This window comes from Pontibacter harenae (assembly GCF_020907245.1).
GTDB classification, from domain to species: domain Bacteria; phylum Bacteroidota; class Bacteroidia; order Cytophagales; family Hymenobacteraceae; genus Pontibacter; species Pontibacter harenae.
This window is the reverse complement of record NZ_JAJJWH010000007.1, coordinates 17,879-35,160: the sequence shown is the minus strand read 5'-3', so window position 1 is coordinate 35,160 and position 17,282 is coordinate 17,879. Positions and strand designations below refer to the sequence as shown.

At 45.7% G+C, this 17,282-nt stretch carries 10 protein-coding genes; 4 read left to right on the top strand and 6 right to left on the bottom strand.

Annotation, left to right across the window (positions count from 1 at the left end; genetic code table 11):
- Positions 1-85: 85 nt before the first annotated feature.
- Together LN893_RS05480 and ppk1 are read left to right on the top strand one after the other, a co-directional pair.
- A complete protein-coding gene (locus LN893_RS05480) occupies positions 86-583 on the top strand; it encodes a GNAT family N-acetyltransferase (RefSeq protein ID WP_229968798.1) in 498 nt (165 codons plus the stop codon).
- Between the two features lie 249 nt (positions 584-832).
- Positions 833-2,938: a polyphosphate kinase 1 gene (gene ppk1 / locus LN893_RS05475; RefSeq protein ID WP_229968797.1), complete on the top strand. Its 2,106-nt coding sequence runs from the start codon at positions 833-835 to the stop codon at positions 2,936-2,938.
- Positions 2,939-3,075: 137 nt separating this feature from the next.
- Here the strand turns inward: ppk1 and LN893_RS05470 are convergent, their stop codons facing one another.
- Both LN893_RS05470 and LN893_RS05465 read right to left on the bottom strand, forming a co-directional pair.
- Positions 3,076-3,975 (bottom strand): Ppx/GppA phosphatase family protein, encoded by a 900-nt coding sequence (locus LN893_RS05470; RefSeq protein WP_229968796.1) that lies wholly within the window; start codon positions 3,973-3,975, stop codon positions 3,076-3,078.
- 100 nt (positions 3,976-4,075) lie between these two features.
- Positions 4,076-5,425, bottom strand: a complete 1,350-nt coding sequence (locus tag LN893_RS05465) for a peptidoglycan DD-metalloendopeptidase family protein (RefSeq protein WP_229968795.1) — start codon at positions 5,423-5,425, stop codon at positions 4,076-4,078.
- Positions 5,426-5,626: 201 nt separating this feature from the next.
- Here LN893_RS05465 and LN893_RS05460 point away from each other — a divergent pair, with 201 nt between their 5' ends.
- The gene (locus tag LN893_RS05460; protein ID WP_229968794.1) at positions 5,627-6,442 is read left to right on the top strand and encodes a murein L,D-transpeptidase catalytic domain family protein; all 816 of its coding nucleotides are present in this window, start codon (positions 5,627-5,629) and stop codon (positions 6,440-6,442) included.
- Positions 6,443-6,510: 68 nt separating this feature from the next.
- On the opposite strand, the gene malQ is transcribed toward LN893_RS05460, so the two are convergent.
- Genes malQ through treZ form a run of 4 tightly spaced genes read right to left on the bottom strand, consistent with a single transcriptional unit; the run spans position 6,511 to position 15,018 of the window.
- Positions 6,511-8,022: a 4-alpha-glucanotransferase gene (gene malQ / locus LN893_RS05455; RefSeq protein WP_229968793.1), complete on the bottom strand. Its 1,512-nt coding sequence runs from the start codon at positions 8,020-8,022 to the stop codon at positions 6,511-6,513.
- Positions 8,019-10,748, bottom strand: coding sequence for a malto-oligosyltrehalose synthase (gene treY, locus LN893_RS05450; protein ID WP_229968792.1), 2,730 nt, complete (start codon positions 10,746-10,748; stop codon positions 8,019-8,021). Before treY ends, malQ begins: the two co-directional genes overlap by 4 nt.
- A gap of 3 nt (positions 10,749-10,751) precedes the next feature.
- Complete coding sequence (locus LN893_RS05445; RefSeq protein ID WP_229968791.1) at positions 10,752-13,172, bottom strand: DUF3536 domain-containing protein; 2,421 nt, start codon at positions 13,170-13,172, stop codon at positions 10,752-10,754.
- 7 nt (positions 13,173-13,179) lie between these two features.
- Positions 13,180-15,018, bottom strand: a complete 1,839-nt coding sequence (treZ, locus tag LN893_RS05440; protein ID WP_229968790.1) for a malto-oligosyltrehalose trehalohydrolase — start codon at positions 15,016-15,018, stop codon at positions 13,180-13,182.
- Between the two features lie 227 nt (positions 15,019-15,245).
- Between treZ and LN893_RS05435 the strand changes: the two genes are divergently transcribed.
- Positions 15,246-17,252, top strand: a complete 2,007-nt coding sequence (locus LN893_RS05435; protein ID WP_229968789.1) for an alpha-1,4-glucan--maltose-1-phosphate maltosyltransferase — start codon at positions 15,246-15,248, stop codon at positions 17,250-17,252.
- The last annotated feature ends 30 nt before the right edge of the window (positions 17,253-17,282 follow it).

Sequence of the window (17,282 nt, the reverse complement as noted above, 5' to 3'; positions counted from 1 at the left end):
CGACGTGCTCGTCTATACCTTGTGCAAGGCGTAGCCAAAGCATGGGGTATAGACGAACACGTTATAAAAAAAGTGCAGATAGTATATGACAGTTAGAAAAGCGGACGAAAAACTAGACTATGAAAAAGTTTGGGACATATTCTTAAGTGTCATTCAAACAGGCGATACTTATGTGTTCGACCCTAACACACCGAAAGAGGCATTGCACAAGCATTGGTTTGCAGAGTACATGGATACGTTTGTTGCTGTAGACGAAATGGGCCAAATTTTAGGTACTTATATCATGAAGCCAAATCAAATTGACCTAGGTAACCACATTGCTAACTGTAGTTATATGGTTAGTCCAAATTTTCAGGGAAGAGGAGTAGGTAAGCTTTTGTGTGAACATTCGTTGAAATTTGCAAAGGACAAAGGATATATAGGTATTCAGTTCAACATCGTTATAAGTACAAACACAAATGCTGTAAAGCTTTGGCAGAAATACGGGTTTGAAATAATCGGAGTAACACCAAAAGGGTTTAGGCACAAAGCGCTTGGCCTAGTTGATACCTACATTATGTTTAAAAGTCTGGAAACAGATTAAAAAGAGTTACCGCTAAATTTCTGTATAACAAGCCAATTTAGCCTATAGCAGAAAGTTCAATAAACGACATCCGTGCAGCCATAGAGCATCTTTTAAACTGTACCTCTAAAAATCCTATAGGCTAAAATTACACAATTTGGATTATAAAAATTATATTAGCGTTTAGGCATTTAGTTACACCTTTTTGCACAACAGCTAGCTTAAAGCAGCGGCTGGAATGTGTAGCCCATATCGAAAACGGATCAAAACATGCTTGTTAACAAAGCTTCTGACCAGATAAAGAAGAGTAAATATATTAGCCGCGACCTTAGCTGGCTGCGTTTTAATTACCGCGTGCTCGACCAGGCCCGCGATACAAATAAAAGCCTATTCGATAGGCTCAAGTTTTTGGCTATAACCTCTTCTAACCTGGATGAGTTTTTCATGATCAGGGTAGGTAGCTTGTACAATTACCTTGACTATGGAAAGGAGCGCACAGATTATTCTGGCCTACGGGAATTGCCTTTCCGTAAGAAGCTACTTGACTATTCACACCGTTTCGTAAACGACCAGTACCTCACGTACAACAGCGAGTTGAAACCGCTTTTCGAGAAGCATGGCTTCGATATTATGCGGGTAAGTGAGCTTACAGAAATAGAGCAGAAAAAAGTAGATAACTACTTTAAGAATACAATTTACCCGCTGCTGACGCCGATGGTGTATGACAACTACCATGGTTTTCCGCTGCTCATGAACCAGCTGCTTACCTTTGGAGTAGTTACCCGTACTACAGACGACAACCAGAAACGGCAGGACAGAGTTACATTCGTACAGATTCCGCAGAACCTGGCGCGTTTCTATGAGATCAACCGCAAAGACAAAATAGTTTTTGTGCCTATTGAGGAAATAATCAGAGGAAAAATAAAGAAGCTTTTCCGAAACGTAGAAATAGTGTCGGCGGATCTTTTCAGAATTACCCGTAACGGCGATTTTACACTGGAAGAATCTGATGACCTGGAGGCAGATTTTGTGCAGGAAATTAAGTCTAAGCTGCGCACCCGTAAAAAAGGACGTGTGGTAAGGCTGGAGGTGGAGCGCAATCCGTCGCAGTTTATGATGAAGATTCTGAAAGAGCGCTGGACGATAGATAATGCCAATGTTTTTACCATCAACAGCCTGATAGACCTGCGGGGATTGTGGCAGATTATCAGGCACCGCCAGTTCAAAGATAAAGGCTTTAAACAGCCAGCCTCTGTGTTGCCGCTGAGTATGCCTGGCGATAATGTAGACCTTTTTGATTACCTGAAGGAGCATGACGTGCTGTTGCACCACCCGTACAACAGCATGGAGCCCGTGGTAAACTTATTAGAGCGCGCAGCCGAAGACCCTTACGTACTGGGCATCAAGCAAACCATCTATCGCCTCGCCGATCAATCGCGCGTTACGGCGGCACTTTTAAAGGCTGCCGAAAATGGAAAGCACGTATCGGTGCTTTTCGAGGTTAAAGCGCGTTTTGACGAGGAGCGAAACCTGCGTGAGGGCGAGCGCCTGGAGAAAGCAGGCTGCTTCGTGATTTACGGTATCAGCAAGTATAAAACCCATACTAAAATGCTGATGATTATCCGGAAGGAAGGGGAGAAGGTAACACGTTATGTGCATGTTGGTAGCGGCAACTACAACGAAGCTACAGCCCGCCTGTATACCGACGTAAGCTTGCTTACCACCAACGAAGTCTATGCACACGATGTGTCGGAGTTCTTTAATGTTATTACGGGGCATTCGAGACCCAACGAGTATAAATACCTGCTCACGTCACCCCATACCATGCGGCAGCAGCTGATAGAGCTGATTCGCAACGAAGCCAAGAATGCAAAGAAAGGCCTGAAAAGCGGTATCGTGATAAAGCTGAATTCTTTGGAAGACAGGGAAGTTATTGATGAGTTTTACAAAGCATCGAAAGCTGGTGTACCGATAAAACTAATCGTGCGCGGCATCTGCTGCTTAAGGCCAGGCCGCGAAGAATTGAGCGAGAATATTACTGTAAAATCTATTGTGGGCGAGTACCTGGAGCATGCCCGTTTGTATTACTTCCATAACAACGGTGAGCCTAAAGTATACGGTGGCAGTGCCGATATAATGGTTCGTAGCTTCGACCGCAGAATAGAAGCCTTGTTCCTGATTGTAAATGAGGAGCTGAAGCAGGAGGTCATAAACATGCTGTACTATAACCTGCTCGATAACCAGAATTCCTACATTATGCGTGAAGACGGTACCTATGCTAAGAAACGATTGGCTGCTAACGAAGAAGCTGTAGATATTCATAAAGTTTTCTATAGCAGAGCTTATACCACAGTGCCAGCGGCAGAATTGGTGTAAGCTAAAACAGGCACAACAAAAAAGCGGGGCAGCCATTAGTAAGTGGCTGCCCCGCTTTTTTGTTTCAAATAAAACAGATACTGTGGTTTATATTATCACTCCGCGATCAAAGAGTAACGATCAACAAATAACCAAAATCAACTGATTTTATCTATTACGAAACGCTCTGGATGATAACGCTCATAGAGCGCATGGAGCATACCGTCTTTTAAGCCTACGGCTGGTACCAGCATGGTTTCCAGTTTGGCCCATTTCATAGCTGAAAGGTAAATTTCAGAGGCTGGTAGTATAACATCAGCGCGGTCTGGGTTCAGCATGAGATCTGTTAGGCGTTGCTCCATGGTCATAGAAGCAATGCGAGCTACCACTTCTTCAATCTGCTTTCGGGTGATTGGTTTTCCACCTGTCTTGCCAGCGATTTCAAAAATCTTATTCATGTTGCCGCCTGTGCCCACGGCCCTGGTAAGGTGGTGCTTACGCGCGTTTTCTGTAATCCAGCGTTGCATGTTGTTCCATAACTCTTCCGAATCATGACCGTGCATGTGCCGTATAGAGCCCTGCTCAAAAGATTCAGAAGCAACCTTTTCACGGTTTACATAAATGTTAAATTCTGTGCTGCCGCCGCCTACATCTATGTGCAGGTAGTTGCGATCGTCCAGGAAGTTGAGGATAACTTTATTTATGAGATTAGCTTCGGTTACCCCATCAATTACATCTATTTCCATGCCAATGGCATCGCGTATACGCTGCAGCACCTCAGCGGCGTTTGTAGAAGTACGCATGGCGGAAGTGGCGCAAATCATGTAATCGTCCACGTCGTGCACATCAATCAAGAGCTGGAAAGCTTGCAGCAACTTTATGAATTTCTGAATCTTATGTTCGCTGATGTAACCGTTGCTAAACACATCCTCACCGAAGCGGATAGCATAGCGTACATACTCAACACGTTTAAAAATGACATTTCCGTTCTGGTTCAGGACGCTGGAGATCTGGCATCTTACGGCGTTAGAACCAATATCAATGGCAGCTAACTTCAATAGACTGGTCTTTTACTTTTATGTATGATAAAGTAAATATAAGTATAAAACCTGTACGATAGGTAAAATTACTAGCTCCTTCAGTCGATAGAGGCTTAATTTATATGCTGCTGATCCAGCCTGTGCTGCCGTTATGGCTGCGTACCAGGCTATAGTTGTTGTAGATTGCTAACACTGCTACATTGGAGCCAGCGGTTAAACTATCCTGCGGAGCAGCCAACGGTACTGCATCAGCCAACAAATCAGTACCTGCGGAGAGTTTTTGCTGACGGATCGGTTTGGCTATACTTTCTACGATACTGGTTGCTACGTAGCTTTCGGTGCCATCGGGTAATTGAACGCGGTACCAACTGCTAGTACCGCCTAGTACTAGCAAAGGCGTGTGCTGCGGCAGGCTCATGTATACATTGCTTTTAGTAGATGGTACCAACCTTACATTAGCCATTTTTGGTGTAATTCGAACCCAGCCACCTAACCTGCTAAGGTCTGCAGTAATGGCAGGAGGTGTTTGCCGAGGCATGGAAATATAAGGAGCAGGATTTGTGGCACCGTGCCCAGAGCGATAAATGCCAAAGTGCAGGTGTGGCTTAGTATGCCTAGCGTTACCTGTGTTACCTATTAACCCAATCGTGTCGCCAACCTGTACCCGCTGCCCTGCAGTTACCAGTTGTTTATCGAGGTGAGCGTAGTACAAGTTTTGCCTTCGTTTTGCATCTGAAAGCCACACCACGTTTCCTCCCAAACGGTTTGTGCCCACACGCGTCACAATACCATCTACGGCTGCAATGGCAGGTGCTCCTCTAGGTGCAAAGATGTCCACACCTTCGTGGTTTCTGCTACCGCCATCACGAGGGTCGCCCCAAAAGCTGTCTATGCCGCGGTTCTTTTTGCTAGGCACTGGAAATGCGAGTGTAGGCTGTGTTTTGATAGTTAGGGTATACTGTAAGCTACGGAGCAATTCAGGTTGAATACGCAGCAGGTAGGTCTGATTTTCTTCTACCTCAAATTCAATACTAGAGGAGACGGTATCGGCGTAGGTAAGGTAGTTCAGCGAAGATGTTGCACCAGCAGTAACCTCATACAAGTCCATGTAAACACGGGCTGCATCTTCTGGCTTCGTCTCCAGGTTCACTACAATCTTTAAACCTTGTTTGCCTGTAAACCTATAGCTATGGGCTTTGGGTTTGTCGGCGGCAAAATAACCTACCTCTTTAAAAGGCAGGTTGATGTGAAGTGAATCTTGTAAGGCTTTTTCACCAGCTTGTAGCCAGCTGCTACCTAACGCTGTCTCATGCAGGTTAGCGTCTTTAAGCGAAGAAGCGTAGCGCTCATAAGGTGTTTGCTGTTTAAAAACTCCTCTAAGTGTTTTTTTTGCGCCACAACCTGCTAGTAAAATAATGATTAAAATATAACTGAGAACAGTAAGCTGTTTAAGTCTGAATGGATGCATGCAGTAATAAAGTATGTCTTGTAATCTAAACACAATCTTATCCAAAAATGATGCCTTAAAGTATCAGTAATTTCTAATTGATATTGATTTAAAGGATTTTACAAAACAGCTAGTGATGTAAATCGTAAAAAAGAGCTTATACAAAGTTAGGAGGAAAACAAGATGACAAAGCCAAAGAATGATACTAACCGCAAAAAGAGAATGAAACGAAAACTCTTGCCTCTTTTTGCTCCTCTGATTCTTTCGCCTGTGGCAACTTCAACCAACTTATCAGCTGCCAACATAAAAACTAAAATAAGCACAAAGAAGCTGAAGACTAGTACGGCTGATACCAAGGTAATGGAGTTTGATACGATTGCTTGTAATGTATACCAGCAGATGGATTTGCGGGAGGAAGGATTACAGTACGAAATTTTTAACAAGGCACTGACAGGGTACTACAACTTAAGAAAAGAAGGAAAGCTTGGGGAGAAGCCCTACATCACGATTGTAGATTTTACTAAATCGTCTACGGAGAAGAGGCTATGGGTAATAGATGTAGAAGGACAGGAGGTGCTGCACAACACATACGTGTCGCACGGGAGAAATTCAGGAGTAGAGTTTGCCGAGAACTTCTCGAACGACAAAGAGTCTTTTATGAGCAGCATTGGCTTTTACGTAACGCAAGACACTTACCATGGTAAACATGGTTTGTCTTTAAAGTTGGATGGTGTTGATGAGGGCTTCAACTCCAACGCGATGGACCGATGCATTGTGATACACGGAGCAGAATACGCGAATGAAAGTATAATTGAACAGACAGGACGATTGGGGAGAAGCTTAGGCTGCCCAGCTTTACCCATGGATGATTACGAGGATGTGATAGACACCGTGGAGGGTGGTACGGTGTTGTTTGTACATGCTGCCAACGATGTTTATACTTCTGATTACCTCGACCATGCCAGTGCAATGGCAGAGCTAGTAAAAGAACAAAATGAAGAAATAAAAGCAACTGCTAATGAGCTTGCTAAAGAATAGGTATAGCTAAAAAAACACTGGCGCGGGAATTTTTCCCGCGCCAGTGCCACAATAAATATCGTAAGAACTTAGCGCCCGTATAACTGCACAAAATCTTTCAATTCCTGTGCTTCCTTTTCCCCGAACAATCCTGGCTTCAGGCGCCACTCCCAGTTATGCTCCGCTGTAGACGGTTTGTTCATAATGGCCTCGGCTCCTAAACCTAACACATCCTGAATAGGCAGTATAGCCAGTTGTGAAACCGACATATACGCTAAGCGCGCCATAATGGTGTGAGCATTTTCAGCGGTTAACTCGTGACCAGTGTACCTGGTGAGTCGTTCTTTGTCTTCTTCTGCCGCATCTTTGTCATACCAGGCGCGCACAGTGCTGTTGTCGTGGGTGCCTGTGTATACAATGCTGTTCTGGATGTGGTTATGCGGCAGGAAAGAACTGTCGAAGGCCAGGTCATCTCCGAAGGCAAAGATAAGCAGGCGCATGCCTGGCAAGTCGAACTGCTTGATCAGGTCGCGCACGGGCTGGTCTATTTCGCCCAAGTCTTCGGCTATAATTGGCATGTGCGGAAACTTCTCCTGAACAATGCTCAAAATAGCGGCACCAGGAGACTTTTCCCATGTACCGTTCATGGCGGTTTCTTCGCCAGCTTGCACTTCCCAATAAGCAGAGAATGCTCTAAAGTGGTCGAGGCGGAGCAGACCAAAGAGAATAAGGTTGTGCGATATGCGTCGCACCCACCATTCATAATTCTCCTTTTCCAACGATTCCCAATTGAAAACAGGTGTACCCCAAAGCTGGCCAGTTTCACTGAAAAAATCTGGTGGAACACCAGACACAGCGGTAGGCATACCCTCTTCGTCCAGTTTAAAGTCACTTGGGTTAGACCAAACATCGGCGCTGTCGTGGCTTACATAAAAAGGCATATCGCCAATAAAGTGTATTTCACGGGCTGCACAATATACTTTTAGTTTATCCCATTGGTGGTAAAACAGGAACTGTAGAAACGCCTCCTGCTCCATTTCCTCTTCTAGTTCTTTCGCCAGTTCCTGCAGTGCTTCTGTGTCTCTGTTTTTTATTTTTTCTGGCCACTCTACCCAGCTCTTATTGTCAAACCTTCTTTTAAAGGTAACATAGTAGGTATAGTCTGTTATCCAGGCTTTGTGCTGTTCTTTAAAAGTTTCGAAATCTCTTTCTAATACAGGATGTTTACCCTTTTTAAAGTTATCGAAAGCTTTTTGCCAGATTGTGCGCTTATAAGCTGTTGCCTCTTTGTAATCTACTTTATCTTCTTTAAAAGTCTGACTTGTTTGCAGATCATCTTCCTCCAATAGCCCGTCCTCAACCAGAAGTTCAGGGCTTATAAGCAGAGGGTTTCCTGCAAAAGCAGAGTGGCTACTATAAGGTGAGTTGCCGCTTCCAGATTCTGTCGGATTCAAGGGCAAAATCTGCCAATAGTGCTGACCTGCCTTTTGTAACAAATCTGCAAAACGATATGCTTCTGGCCCCAAATCTCCTATACCGAAAGGAGAAGGGAGGGAGGTAATGTGCAGTAAAATACCGCTGCTTCTTCGGTCTATAATCATGCTGTTTTGGCTGTTAAAAGTGCTACAGGAAATGTTTCTAAAACTTTGGAAACAGGCAGTGAATTATCTGCCGAAAGCGTGGTGCCTCCATATACCTGTTGCCAATCTGTTGGCGCATTTTCTGGTAAAGCGATAGCTGTATCTTCCCAAACCTCTTCGCCCAGCGGTAATCCTTGCTCAGGTACCAAACGCACTATTAGGCGGGGTACAACTACCAGGCACCACTGCCCTTCATGCTGACGGGCAAAAGCCATAATATTTGCTTTATGTTTTCCTGTTACGGTTAAAGGCTGGTAATCTCCGTGGTTGAAAAGGTCTTGCAATTGCTTACGCGCATTCAGGGCCATGCAAAGCGTATAGAATTTTACGCGGCCACTATCTGGGTTTTGCACCAGTTTTTTATGTAGTTCTGCGGCATTCTGCTGCTCCTGCTCTTTAAGCTCTGTCAGGTACTGCTGGCGTTGCTCGTAGTCTACGGGGCGGCGGTTGTCTGGGTCAACCAGGCTCAGGTCCCATAGCTCAGTGCCTTGATACATATCGGGTACTCCAGGGCAGGTAACTTTTAGCAGGGTCTGGCAAAGTGAGTATAGCCAGCCATAGTGTGCCACTTTCTGGAAGAAAGGCAGGAAAGATTTTATAAAACTCTGCTCTTTCTCCAGCAGGCGCTGCACCAGGTAACATACTTCCTGTTCGTACTGCTCATTCGGTTTGTTCCAGTTGGTGTGTACCTTTGCCTCACGCAGAGCCTTTACAAGATATTCCTGCACACGCTCTACCAAGGTATGGTCAATTTCACCATTCATTGGCATAACGCCTATCAGCGTCTGGAACACAAAGTATAAATCGTTTTTTGAAGGTTCGTCTGCATCGGCATAATTCTGCAAAATGCTAAACCACTGCTTCACGTGCTCTTCCCAATCTTCCGTCACTTCGCTTAGCACACTCAGGCGAGTGGTGGCATCTTCGCCACGCTTGGTGTCGTGGGTGGCCGTAGCGTTTATAGAATGTGGGAAAGACCGTAGCCTGTATTGCATGCGGCCATGAAAATCATTAGCTCCTAAATGGAAGATCTCTGGACTGTTGCCCACCTCATTAAGTGAAATGAGACGGTTGTAATTATAAAAAGTCGTGTCTTCCACGCCTTTTGCCGCCAACGGTCCTGTAAACTGCTGGCTACGCAATACAAAGTATAATTTGTTCTTTTTCTGCTCTTCTGAATCCTGTTCGCCAGCTTCGAAGATAGTACGCAGATGATCAAGTTGCTCCGTTACCTCAGGTCCTCGTTTTCTGGCTTCAGTAAAGGCTTGCTCTATCACTTCCATGGCTTCGGGAGGCAGCGGGAAAGAGTGACCGTAGATTCGGTAAACAGGGAAGGACGACAGCAGTACACTTAAAGCCCTGCGCCATTTATCCAGCTCGTTGTCCTGCGGAATCAGCTCGCTTTCCTGTAGCAGGCGAAGTAAGTTTTGCAGCTCACCTGCCATACGCTTGTGCAGTATAAACTGCTTTTTATCGAATACCAGGTTTTCATAGTTTATACTCGCATCAGGTACAAGGCGCTTGTACACCTGGTTTAGCTTTTTTTCGCCATCGCCAGCTGTAAATAGGTTGCTTACCCAGGCCAGAAAATCGTAGCCGCTGTTGCCCTGTATCGGCCAGTACTGAGGCATTTCCTCTTCGCCCTCCAAAATCTTCTCTACTACCAGGTACTGTTCTTCGCCAGCCATAGCACGGAGGCGTTCTAGATATGTGTCGGGGTCGTAAAGGCCATCTACGTGGTCAACCCGCAAGCCCTGCACCAGGTTTTCTTCGCAAAGCTGCTTTATAAACTGGTGATATTGATCAAACACTTCCTTGCGCTCCATCTGCAAACAGATTAGATCGTTAACTGTAAAGAAACGGCGGAAGTTGATATGCTCCAGCGTCTCTTTCCAGAAGGCGAGCTGGAAGTACTGCCTGTCAAGCAACTGCAGCAAAGCCTGCTTATCTTCGTTCAGTTGCTTAACCTGTTGCTCTATGGCCTGCCTAAGTTCCTTCTGTTGCTCTACCAGGCTGAAAAACTGCTGTTTTGTTTGTCTCCAGCCTTGCGTGCTAATGCTCTTTTCATTTTCCAGCATTTGCAACTGCTGCAGCTGTTCCTGTAGTACCTTTTTCGCATCCTCGTTCTCTAGCTTCTCTGCTGCCTGCTCCAGTAAGTAGGTATAACTGGCAATGTTTAGCGGGTAAACGTTTTCGAAATACGCTGCCTGCAATCCTTCACCAGAAAACTTAATTTCCACTTGCCCTTGCTCCACTACTTTTTCAAGTGGTTCGCCCAAGAACGGAATCATCAGTTTACCTTTGAAATCTGGATGATCGAAATTGATATCGAAGAAGTTATAGAAATTGGAGGCAGGGCCTAGTTCCAGCACTTCCATCAGCCATTGGTTTTTTGGATGATAGGCCATGTGGTTCGGAACGATGTCCTGTAGCCAACCCATGTTGTACTTTTTCAGCTCTTCCGCGATTTCCCTTAACTCTTCCAAGGTACCCGTGTCAGGGTTTATCTCCAGCGGATTTATGACATCATAACCATGTTCGCTACCAGGAGTGGCAGAGAAAAACGGTGCCGAGTAGATTGTGCTGATACCCAGTTCGTGTAGGTAGGGGATCAGTTTTTTAACTTCTTTCAGCTTAAACTTAGGCGAAATTTGTAGCCTATAGGTGGCCGATGGAATATAGACCATATGTTAAAATTTTAAATTCAGAATGTTACATAGCTTGTTAAACTGCCTTACCCATGCAGAGGACATCAACTCTTTGTCTTCACTATTTTTATAGTAAGGATAAGTAGTTAGCCTCATACGAAAAGCAATGTTTTGTGCCTGCCAATAGTCAGGCTTTAGTGGCGATTGTTGTAAAGTTGTTAGTAAATCAATGATCAGGTTCATCAGATCAATATTGTCTGGTTGCTGCTGAAGGTGTTGCATCAGTTTTTCTGCACGCCCTGAAGCCGCGAAATTCAGTACGTCCAGGTCCAGCTTCAGGCTCATGCGCTCCGCCTCCACAAACAATCTTTTGATAATATCCAGATGAGGATTTGGCAATTCCAGCTCTTGCAGTAGCCTTGAAAACACCACATACTCTACCGTAACCTGGAGTGGCTTAGGCAGTTTCTTGCCAAGTGTACGCATAGCGGCTACCAAGGGATAGTTGTTGTCGTACACCTGCTGAAAATCGTTTTCGATAGAATGCATGGCATTGCCCAGCACCTCGTCTAATATCTTTTTCTGATCGTCTTTAAACAAGTGCCAGAACGAGTAACTGTGCGACTCAAAGTGCTTGTCGAGCAGCATGATTACCTCGCTTACATTGCCTCTGTCGAAAGCTTTTTTCAGCTCATCAAAAAGCGTATCGAAAGCATCGTTGCTGCTGAACTCACGTACGCCACCGAAAAGCTGGTGGTCGCCGAGGTGCAGCACACCATACGTAATATGAATTTCGGACCAGGTAATTTTGGAACGAATTCGGGCACGGCCTATGGCCAGCTTTTGCCTGCCTGCTGTCAGTTTTTCGTGGTATTCGGAGGTTGCTTTGTAGCTGTACAGTTGCCTGGTAGGGGTGTGTTCAGCGAATAAAGATGAAACCGCATAATGCGCCCCCACCCGTAGCAGGTCAATAATGTTTGGCTTTACGTAGGTGAAATAAGCATAAGCAGCATCTCGTTCTTCTTTGATGTTACTTTGTGCTATAGACAATAGCTCAGTGAAAGGTGTTTCGTAGTCCTGCCCACTAATGTTATTTGCTATCTGAACGGCACGGGCCGCATACAGAATATCCTGCATACTCTCAATGCCAGTCACCTCATCAAAGAACCAGCCGCAGCTGGTGTACATGAGCATGGCATGATACTGCATTTCCAAGAGCTTCAGAAAAATATTCATCTGCTCTTTGGTAAGCCTGCGGTCGGAATGCCTGCGAATAAACGCTAACACATTTTCTTCGGAGCGGTCACGGATAACATCGATGTATTCATCTCTCGCTTTCCAAGGGTTTGCTCCGAATTTTTTCATTTCTGTTTCATACAGTGGCTCCAATTGGTCGCGCAGCCAGTCGAATGCAGCACGCAATGGCCCTCTCCATGCCTGGTTCCAGTTAGGGTTGCCGCCAGTGTTGCAGCCGCAGTCGCTGCGCCAACGCTCCACGCCATGGGCACAGCTCCAGGAGGTTCGTTCTGCTATTTCTACCTCATATTCGGGCGGGTGCTTTTCCAGAAACTCTCCGTACACTGTTAGTTGCACAGTCGGGTCCTTCTCAATGTATTGGAGTGCAAACGAAAAAGCCATCTCGCCGAAGCGGTGGTGATGCCCATAGGTTTCGCCATCGGTGGCAATATGCATCAGTTGTGCACCCTCGCCGTTAGAGTCTAGAGTGCTCATCAGGCGTTTGGCAAACTTGTCGCCATAGTGCAGCAAACCTTCAAAAGCAATTCCCTGCGACACTGGGCCGTCATAGAAAAAAAGCACGATGCTTTTGCCCGATGGCAGTTTGCAGAGGTAAGGGCGACGCGGATCTATTTTGGCACCCGTACCGTCTTCCCATTTTTCTTCTCCGATTTTTCGGTAACGCTTTGCCTGGTAAGGCGAGAGGATGGTAAACTTGATATCATGTGCAGCCAATACTTCTAAAGTAGGCGTGTCGGCTGCTGTTTCGCCAAGCCACATACCTTCAGGGTCGCGCCCGAACCTTCTTTGGAAATCAGCCTTTCCCCAAATTACCTGCGTATGCTTGTCGCGCTCATTGGCTAGGGGCATTATCATGTGGTTGTACACCTGCGCAATCGCCGATCCGTGGCCACTGAAACGGCGCTGACTTTCTTTGTCGGCCTCCAAAATGGCACGGTAAGTACCTGGGTCTTTCTTCTCCATCCACTCCAGCAGCGTAGGGCCAAAGTTAAAGCTCATGTGTGCATAGTTGTTCATAATGTCAACTATGGCACCCGATTCATCCAGGATTCGTGAAGCAGAATTTTTTGCATAACACTCATCTGAAATGCGTTCATTCCAGTCGTGGTAAGGGTATGCTGATTCTTGTAATTCTACTTCACTCAGCCATGGGTTTTCGCGCGGTGGCTGGTAAAAGTGACCGTGTACGCAGACGTAGCGTTGCATATGTTATTTAGGTTTCTTTTTGTAGCACAAGCATTGACTCTGGTAGGAGAGGTACAGTTTCTTGTATAGATGAGTAAGCTTTGGAAGCGCCACCTCCCCAGGTTGCGTCTGCTGAGTTTAACAACAGTTTCAAGTTTTTCCCGTGTGTGCTGTTTAATGTAACAGTTTGTGTTTCTTTGCTTAGGTTGAACAAGCAGTACAGGCTTGGCTCCTGACCAAAATGTACCATGTGCAGCACCATGTTTTCTGCATCCATTTGCGCAAACATGTGGGGCTTATCAGGCTTGGCCATGGCAGGTTCCTTTTTCCTGATGCGGATCAGTTCTTTATAAAAATCACGTAGCTGTCTGTGCTTTTCATTCTGTTCATAACTGCGCGATAATTTAGACTTATTGAACGTGTCTTCGCTTTGCGGATCAGGGAATTCTTCTCCTTTTGTGGCGAAATACTTAAATTCTTCTTTGCGGCCTTTGCGAACAGCCTCCACCAGATTTTTGTCGGTGTGGCTTACAAAGTAAAGGAAAGGGTTATCCTCTCCGTACTCTTCTCCCATAAACAGCATTGGCACGTAAGGCGACAGCAGAATCATACCTGCCACGGTTTTCTGCATCTCAAACGAAACCAACTGCGTTAAGCGATCGCCAAGCATGCGGTTTCCAACTTGGTCGTGGTTTTGTGAGCAAACAACAAACTGTTTGGCAGGAACATCAGTGGCATCGGTACCTACGGTTTTCTTTCTGTGCTCCGAATAAAGTCCGTTGTACACAAAACTGTGCTCAAGCGCTTTCTGTAGCTGTTCAGGCTTACCGTAATCTTCAAAGTAACCTTCCACTTCACCGGTCACCAACGTGTGGATAGCGTGGTGGTAATCGTCGAACCATTGCGCATCGAGGCCATAACCGCCTTTTTCTTGTGGGTTCAGCATGCGCACATCGCTCTGGTCACTCTCCGCTATAAGAATAAAATCCTTGCCTAATTGCTCACCCAGCAGCGATGTCTGCTCTTTCAGTTCCTGCAGAAAATGCTTCGCACCCGTGTCATAAATAGCATGCACTGCATCCAGACGCAAAGCATCTATATGGAAATCGCGTAGCCACATGAGGGCATTCTGCAGAAAGAAATTTCGGATGTGGTCTGAATGGGCATCATCAAAATTGAGGGCACTTCCCCACGGCGTATGATACTTATCTGTAAAGTAAGGACCATACTCGTTCAGGTAGTTTCCTTCGGGGCCCATGTGGTTGTACACCACATCCAGCACCACAGCTATACCTGCTTCGTGGCAAGCATTAACCAGTTTTTTTAAGCCTTCTGCTCCTCCGTAACTATTTTGCGCGGCAAACGGATATACGCCATCGTAGCCCCAGTTTCGGCTGCCTGGGAACTGTGCCACAGGCATGATTTCTATGGCGGTAACACCTAAATCCTGCAGCTCAGGAAGTTTATTTATAACGCCTTCAAAAGTACCTTCATCTGAAAAAGTACCCACGTGCAGCTCGTATATAATGTACTGCTCTAGCGGAATTCCTTTCCAGTTATTATCTGTCCAATCAAAGGTAGAGTGGTCTATCACTTCAGAGGCTTTGTGAACACCGTCTGGCTGTGAAAGTGAGGCAGGGTCAGGGCGTGGATCTTTATTGTCCAGCTTAAAAAAATACCTGTCTCCTGGTTTTACCTCGTCGGAGGCACCTACCCAGTAGCCAAAGGCCTCGCGTTGTAACGGTACCGTACGGCCTTCTGGTTTCTCTATTATAACTTGTGCACGTTCTGCTTCAGGAGCCCATACTGTAAATACAGTGCCTTTCTCTTTCGAAAAACTAGCTCCAATTTCTCTCATTATTCCCATAGCTGTGTTAAAATCTCACAGCAGATATTAACTGGCTTCAAACCATTTTGGTTATTATTTTTTCTATGATTGTTTTTTAATTAAAAAGGAATCCCCACATTGTTTGAATAATTCGTTCCTAATCGTACTTTAATATCGTGAAAATACTATATACATCATAACATATTATTTAAATACTTAGTAGTTACTATTATTGTAAGGAAAAGTATCAGGTATAACAATAGCCCATGGAAGCATTGGAAGGAACCCAACGAGTAGTAATAGAAAACGTTAAGCCGCAGTTGAACTGCGGCCAATATCCCATCAAACGTGTGGTGGGTGAGGAAGTAACTGTTACAGCTGATGTGTTTAGCGATGGACACGATGAAGTAAAAGCTGTGCTACTTTACCACCATGTAGATAGCGAAAACTGGCAGGAAGTGCCGATGGAGTTTCTTGGAAACGACCGTTGGCAAGCCACTTTTGCTCCCGACAGCATGGGCCGCTTTGAGTATAAACTGCAAGGCTGGGTAGACCATTTTTATACCTGGCAAAAAGGTATAAAAAAGAAGTTTGAGGCAAACCAGGATATACGTGTAGAGCTGCAAATCGGAGCTCAGTACATGGAAGAGGCTGCTACCAGAACCGACGAGGAGAAAAGAAATAAACTTCATGCCTGGGCACACGAGCTTCGCCACAATAGCTCTCCTGCCTTTGCCGTGGAACTGGCTTTAGGCACCGAAGCAACTGACTTGATGTATGAGGTTGCTGATCGAAAGCACATCAGTACTTACAATAAGGTGCTCCAAATAGACGTGGAGCGGCAAAAAGCTTTATTCAGTACCTGGTATGAGTTCTTTCCGCGTTCTGCCTCGCAGGAGCCAAACAAGCACGGTACGTTTAAAGATTGCGAACGCTTGCTGCCGCGTATTGCGGGCATGGGCTTCGATACTATTTACTTACCACCTATCCACCCGATCGGGCGTGCATTCAGAAAAGGTAAAAACAACAACCCGACCGCACAAGAAGGCGAACCTGGTTCTCCTTGGGCAATTGGTGCTGCGGAAGGTGGCCATAAAAGCATACTGCCTGAACTAGGTACTTTAGAGGATTTCAGGCATTTTGTGCAAAAGGCACAGGAGCATGGTATTGAGATCGCGCTAGACTTTGCCATTCAGTGTTCGCAGGACCACCCTTATGTAAAGGAGCACCCGCAGTGGTTTAAGTGGCGACCAGATGGCACCGTACAATATGCCGAAAACCCACCGAAAAAATACCAGGACGTATTGCCTGTGAACTTTGAAACAGAAGATTGGCAAAACCTGTGGCAGGAGCTGAAGAGTATCCTGATACATTGGATTGAGCAAGGCGTAAATATTTTCCGTGTCGATAACCCGCACACAAAAGCTTTTCCTTTCTGGGAGTGGGTAATAGCTGAGGTGCACAGAGACCATCCGCAGGTAATTTTCTTAGCCGAGGCCTTCACTCGTCCGCGCGTGATGGAGCGCTTGGCTAAAGTCGGTTTCACGCAATCTTATACTTACTATACTTGGCGCAACACAGCCGAGGAACTGCGGGAGTACATGGAGGAGCTGACAAAAACCGACATGCGCGAATACTTCAGACCGAATTTCTGGCCGAATACTCCCGATATTTTACCTCTAACTTTACAGCACGGTGGTGAAGCAGCTCATATTACACGTGTGGTAATGGCGGCAACGCTTTCTTCCAATTATGGTCTGTACGGACCAGTATATGAGTTCGGGATAAACACGCCTGTAGAAGGCAAAGAAGAATACTGGGACTCTGAGAAATATGAGATCAAGCACTGGGACTGGGGTAGGCTCACCAAGATCAGGGAAGTTATCACAAAGATAAATAAGATCAGGAAAGTGAATGCAGCACTGCAAACCACCTGGAACGTTGCTTTTGGCGATGTAGATAACAAGGCTTTTGTTTGCTATGCGAAGTGGGACAGCAGCCGCCAGAATAAAATTGTGGTGGTAGTTAACTTGGACCCATACAACTCTCAGGCAGGTTGGGTAAGGGTGCCGCTGAAAGAACTGGGAATGCCGCTGCAGGGACAGTACCTGATGCACGACCTGATTACAGAACATAAATTTACCTGGACAGACGAGTGGAACTACGTTGAGTTGCGCCCACACGAAATGCCTGTCCATGTTTTGCGCATAGAAGAAGCAAATAAAGGTATGGGCCATAATAATCTGGACGATACCTGGACACCTAATCAATAATTCAGGTTAATAGAAAAACACTATAACACA

Coding starts and splice junctions, on each gene's coding strand:
- LN893_RS05480 (WP_229968798.1), top strand. CDS start 86: ATGACAGTTAGAAAAGCGGACGAAAAACTAGACTATGAAAAAGTTTGG.
- ppk1 (WP_229968797.1), top strand. CDS start 833: ATGCTTGTTAACAAAGCTTCTGACCAGATAAAGAAGAGTAAATATATT.
- LN893_RS05465 (WP_229968795.1), bottom strand. CDS start 5,425: ATGCATCCATTCAGACTTAAACAGCTTACTGTTCTCAGTTATATTTTA.
- LN893_RS05460 (WP_229968794.1), top strand. CDS start 5,627: ATGAAACGAAAACTCTTGCCTCTTTTTGCTCCTCTGATTCTTTCGCCT.
- malQ (WP_229968793.1), bottom strand. CDS start 8,022: ATGATTATAGACCGAAGAAGCAGCGGTATTTTACTGCACATTACCTCC.
- treY (WP_229968792.1), bottom strand. CDS start 10,748: ATGGTCTATATTCCATCGGCCACCTATAGGCTACAAATTTCGCCTAAG.
- LN893_RS05445 (WP_229968791.1), bottom strand. CDS start 13,172: ATGCAACGCTACGTCTGCGTACACGGTCACTTTTACCAGCCACCGCGC.
- treZ (WP_229968790.1), bottom strand. CDS start 15,018: ATGGGAATAATGAGAGAAATTGGAGCTAGTTTTTCGAAAGAGAAAGGC.
- LN893_RS05435 (WP_229968789.1), top strand. CDS start 15,246: ATGGAAGCATTGGAAGGAACCCAACGAGTAGTAATAGAAAACGTTAAG.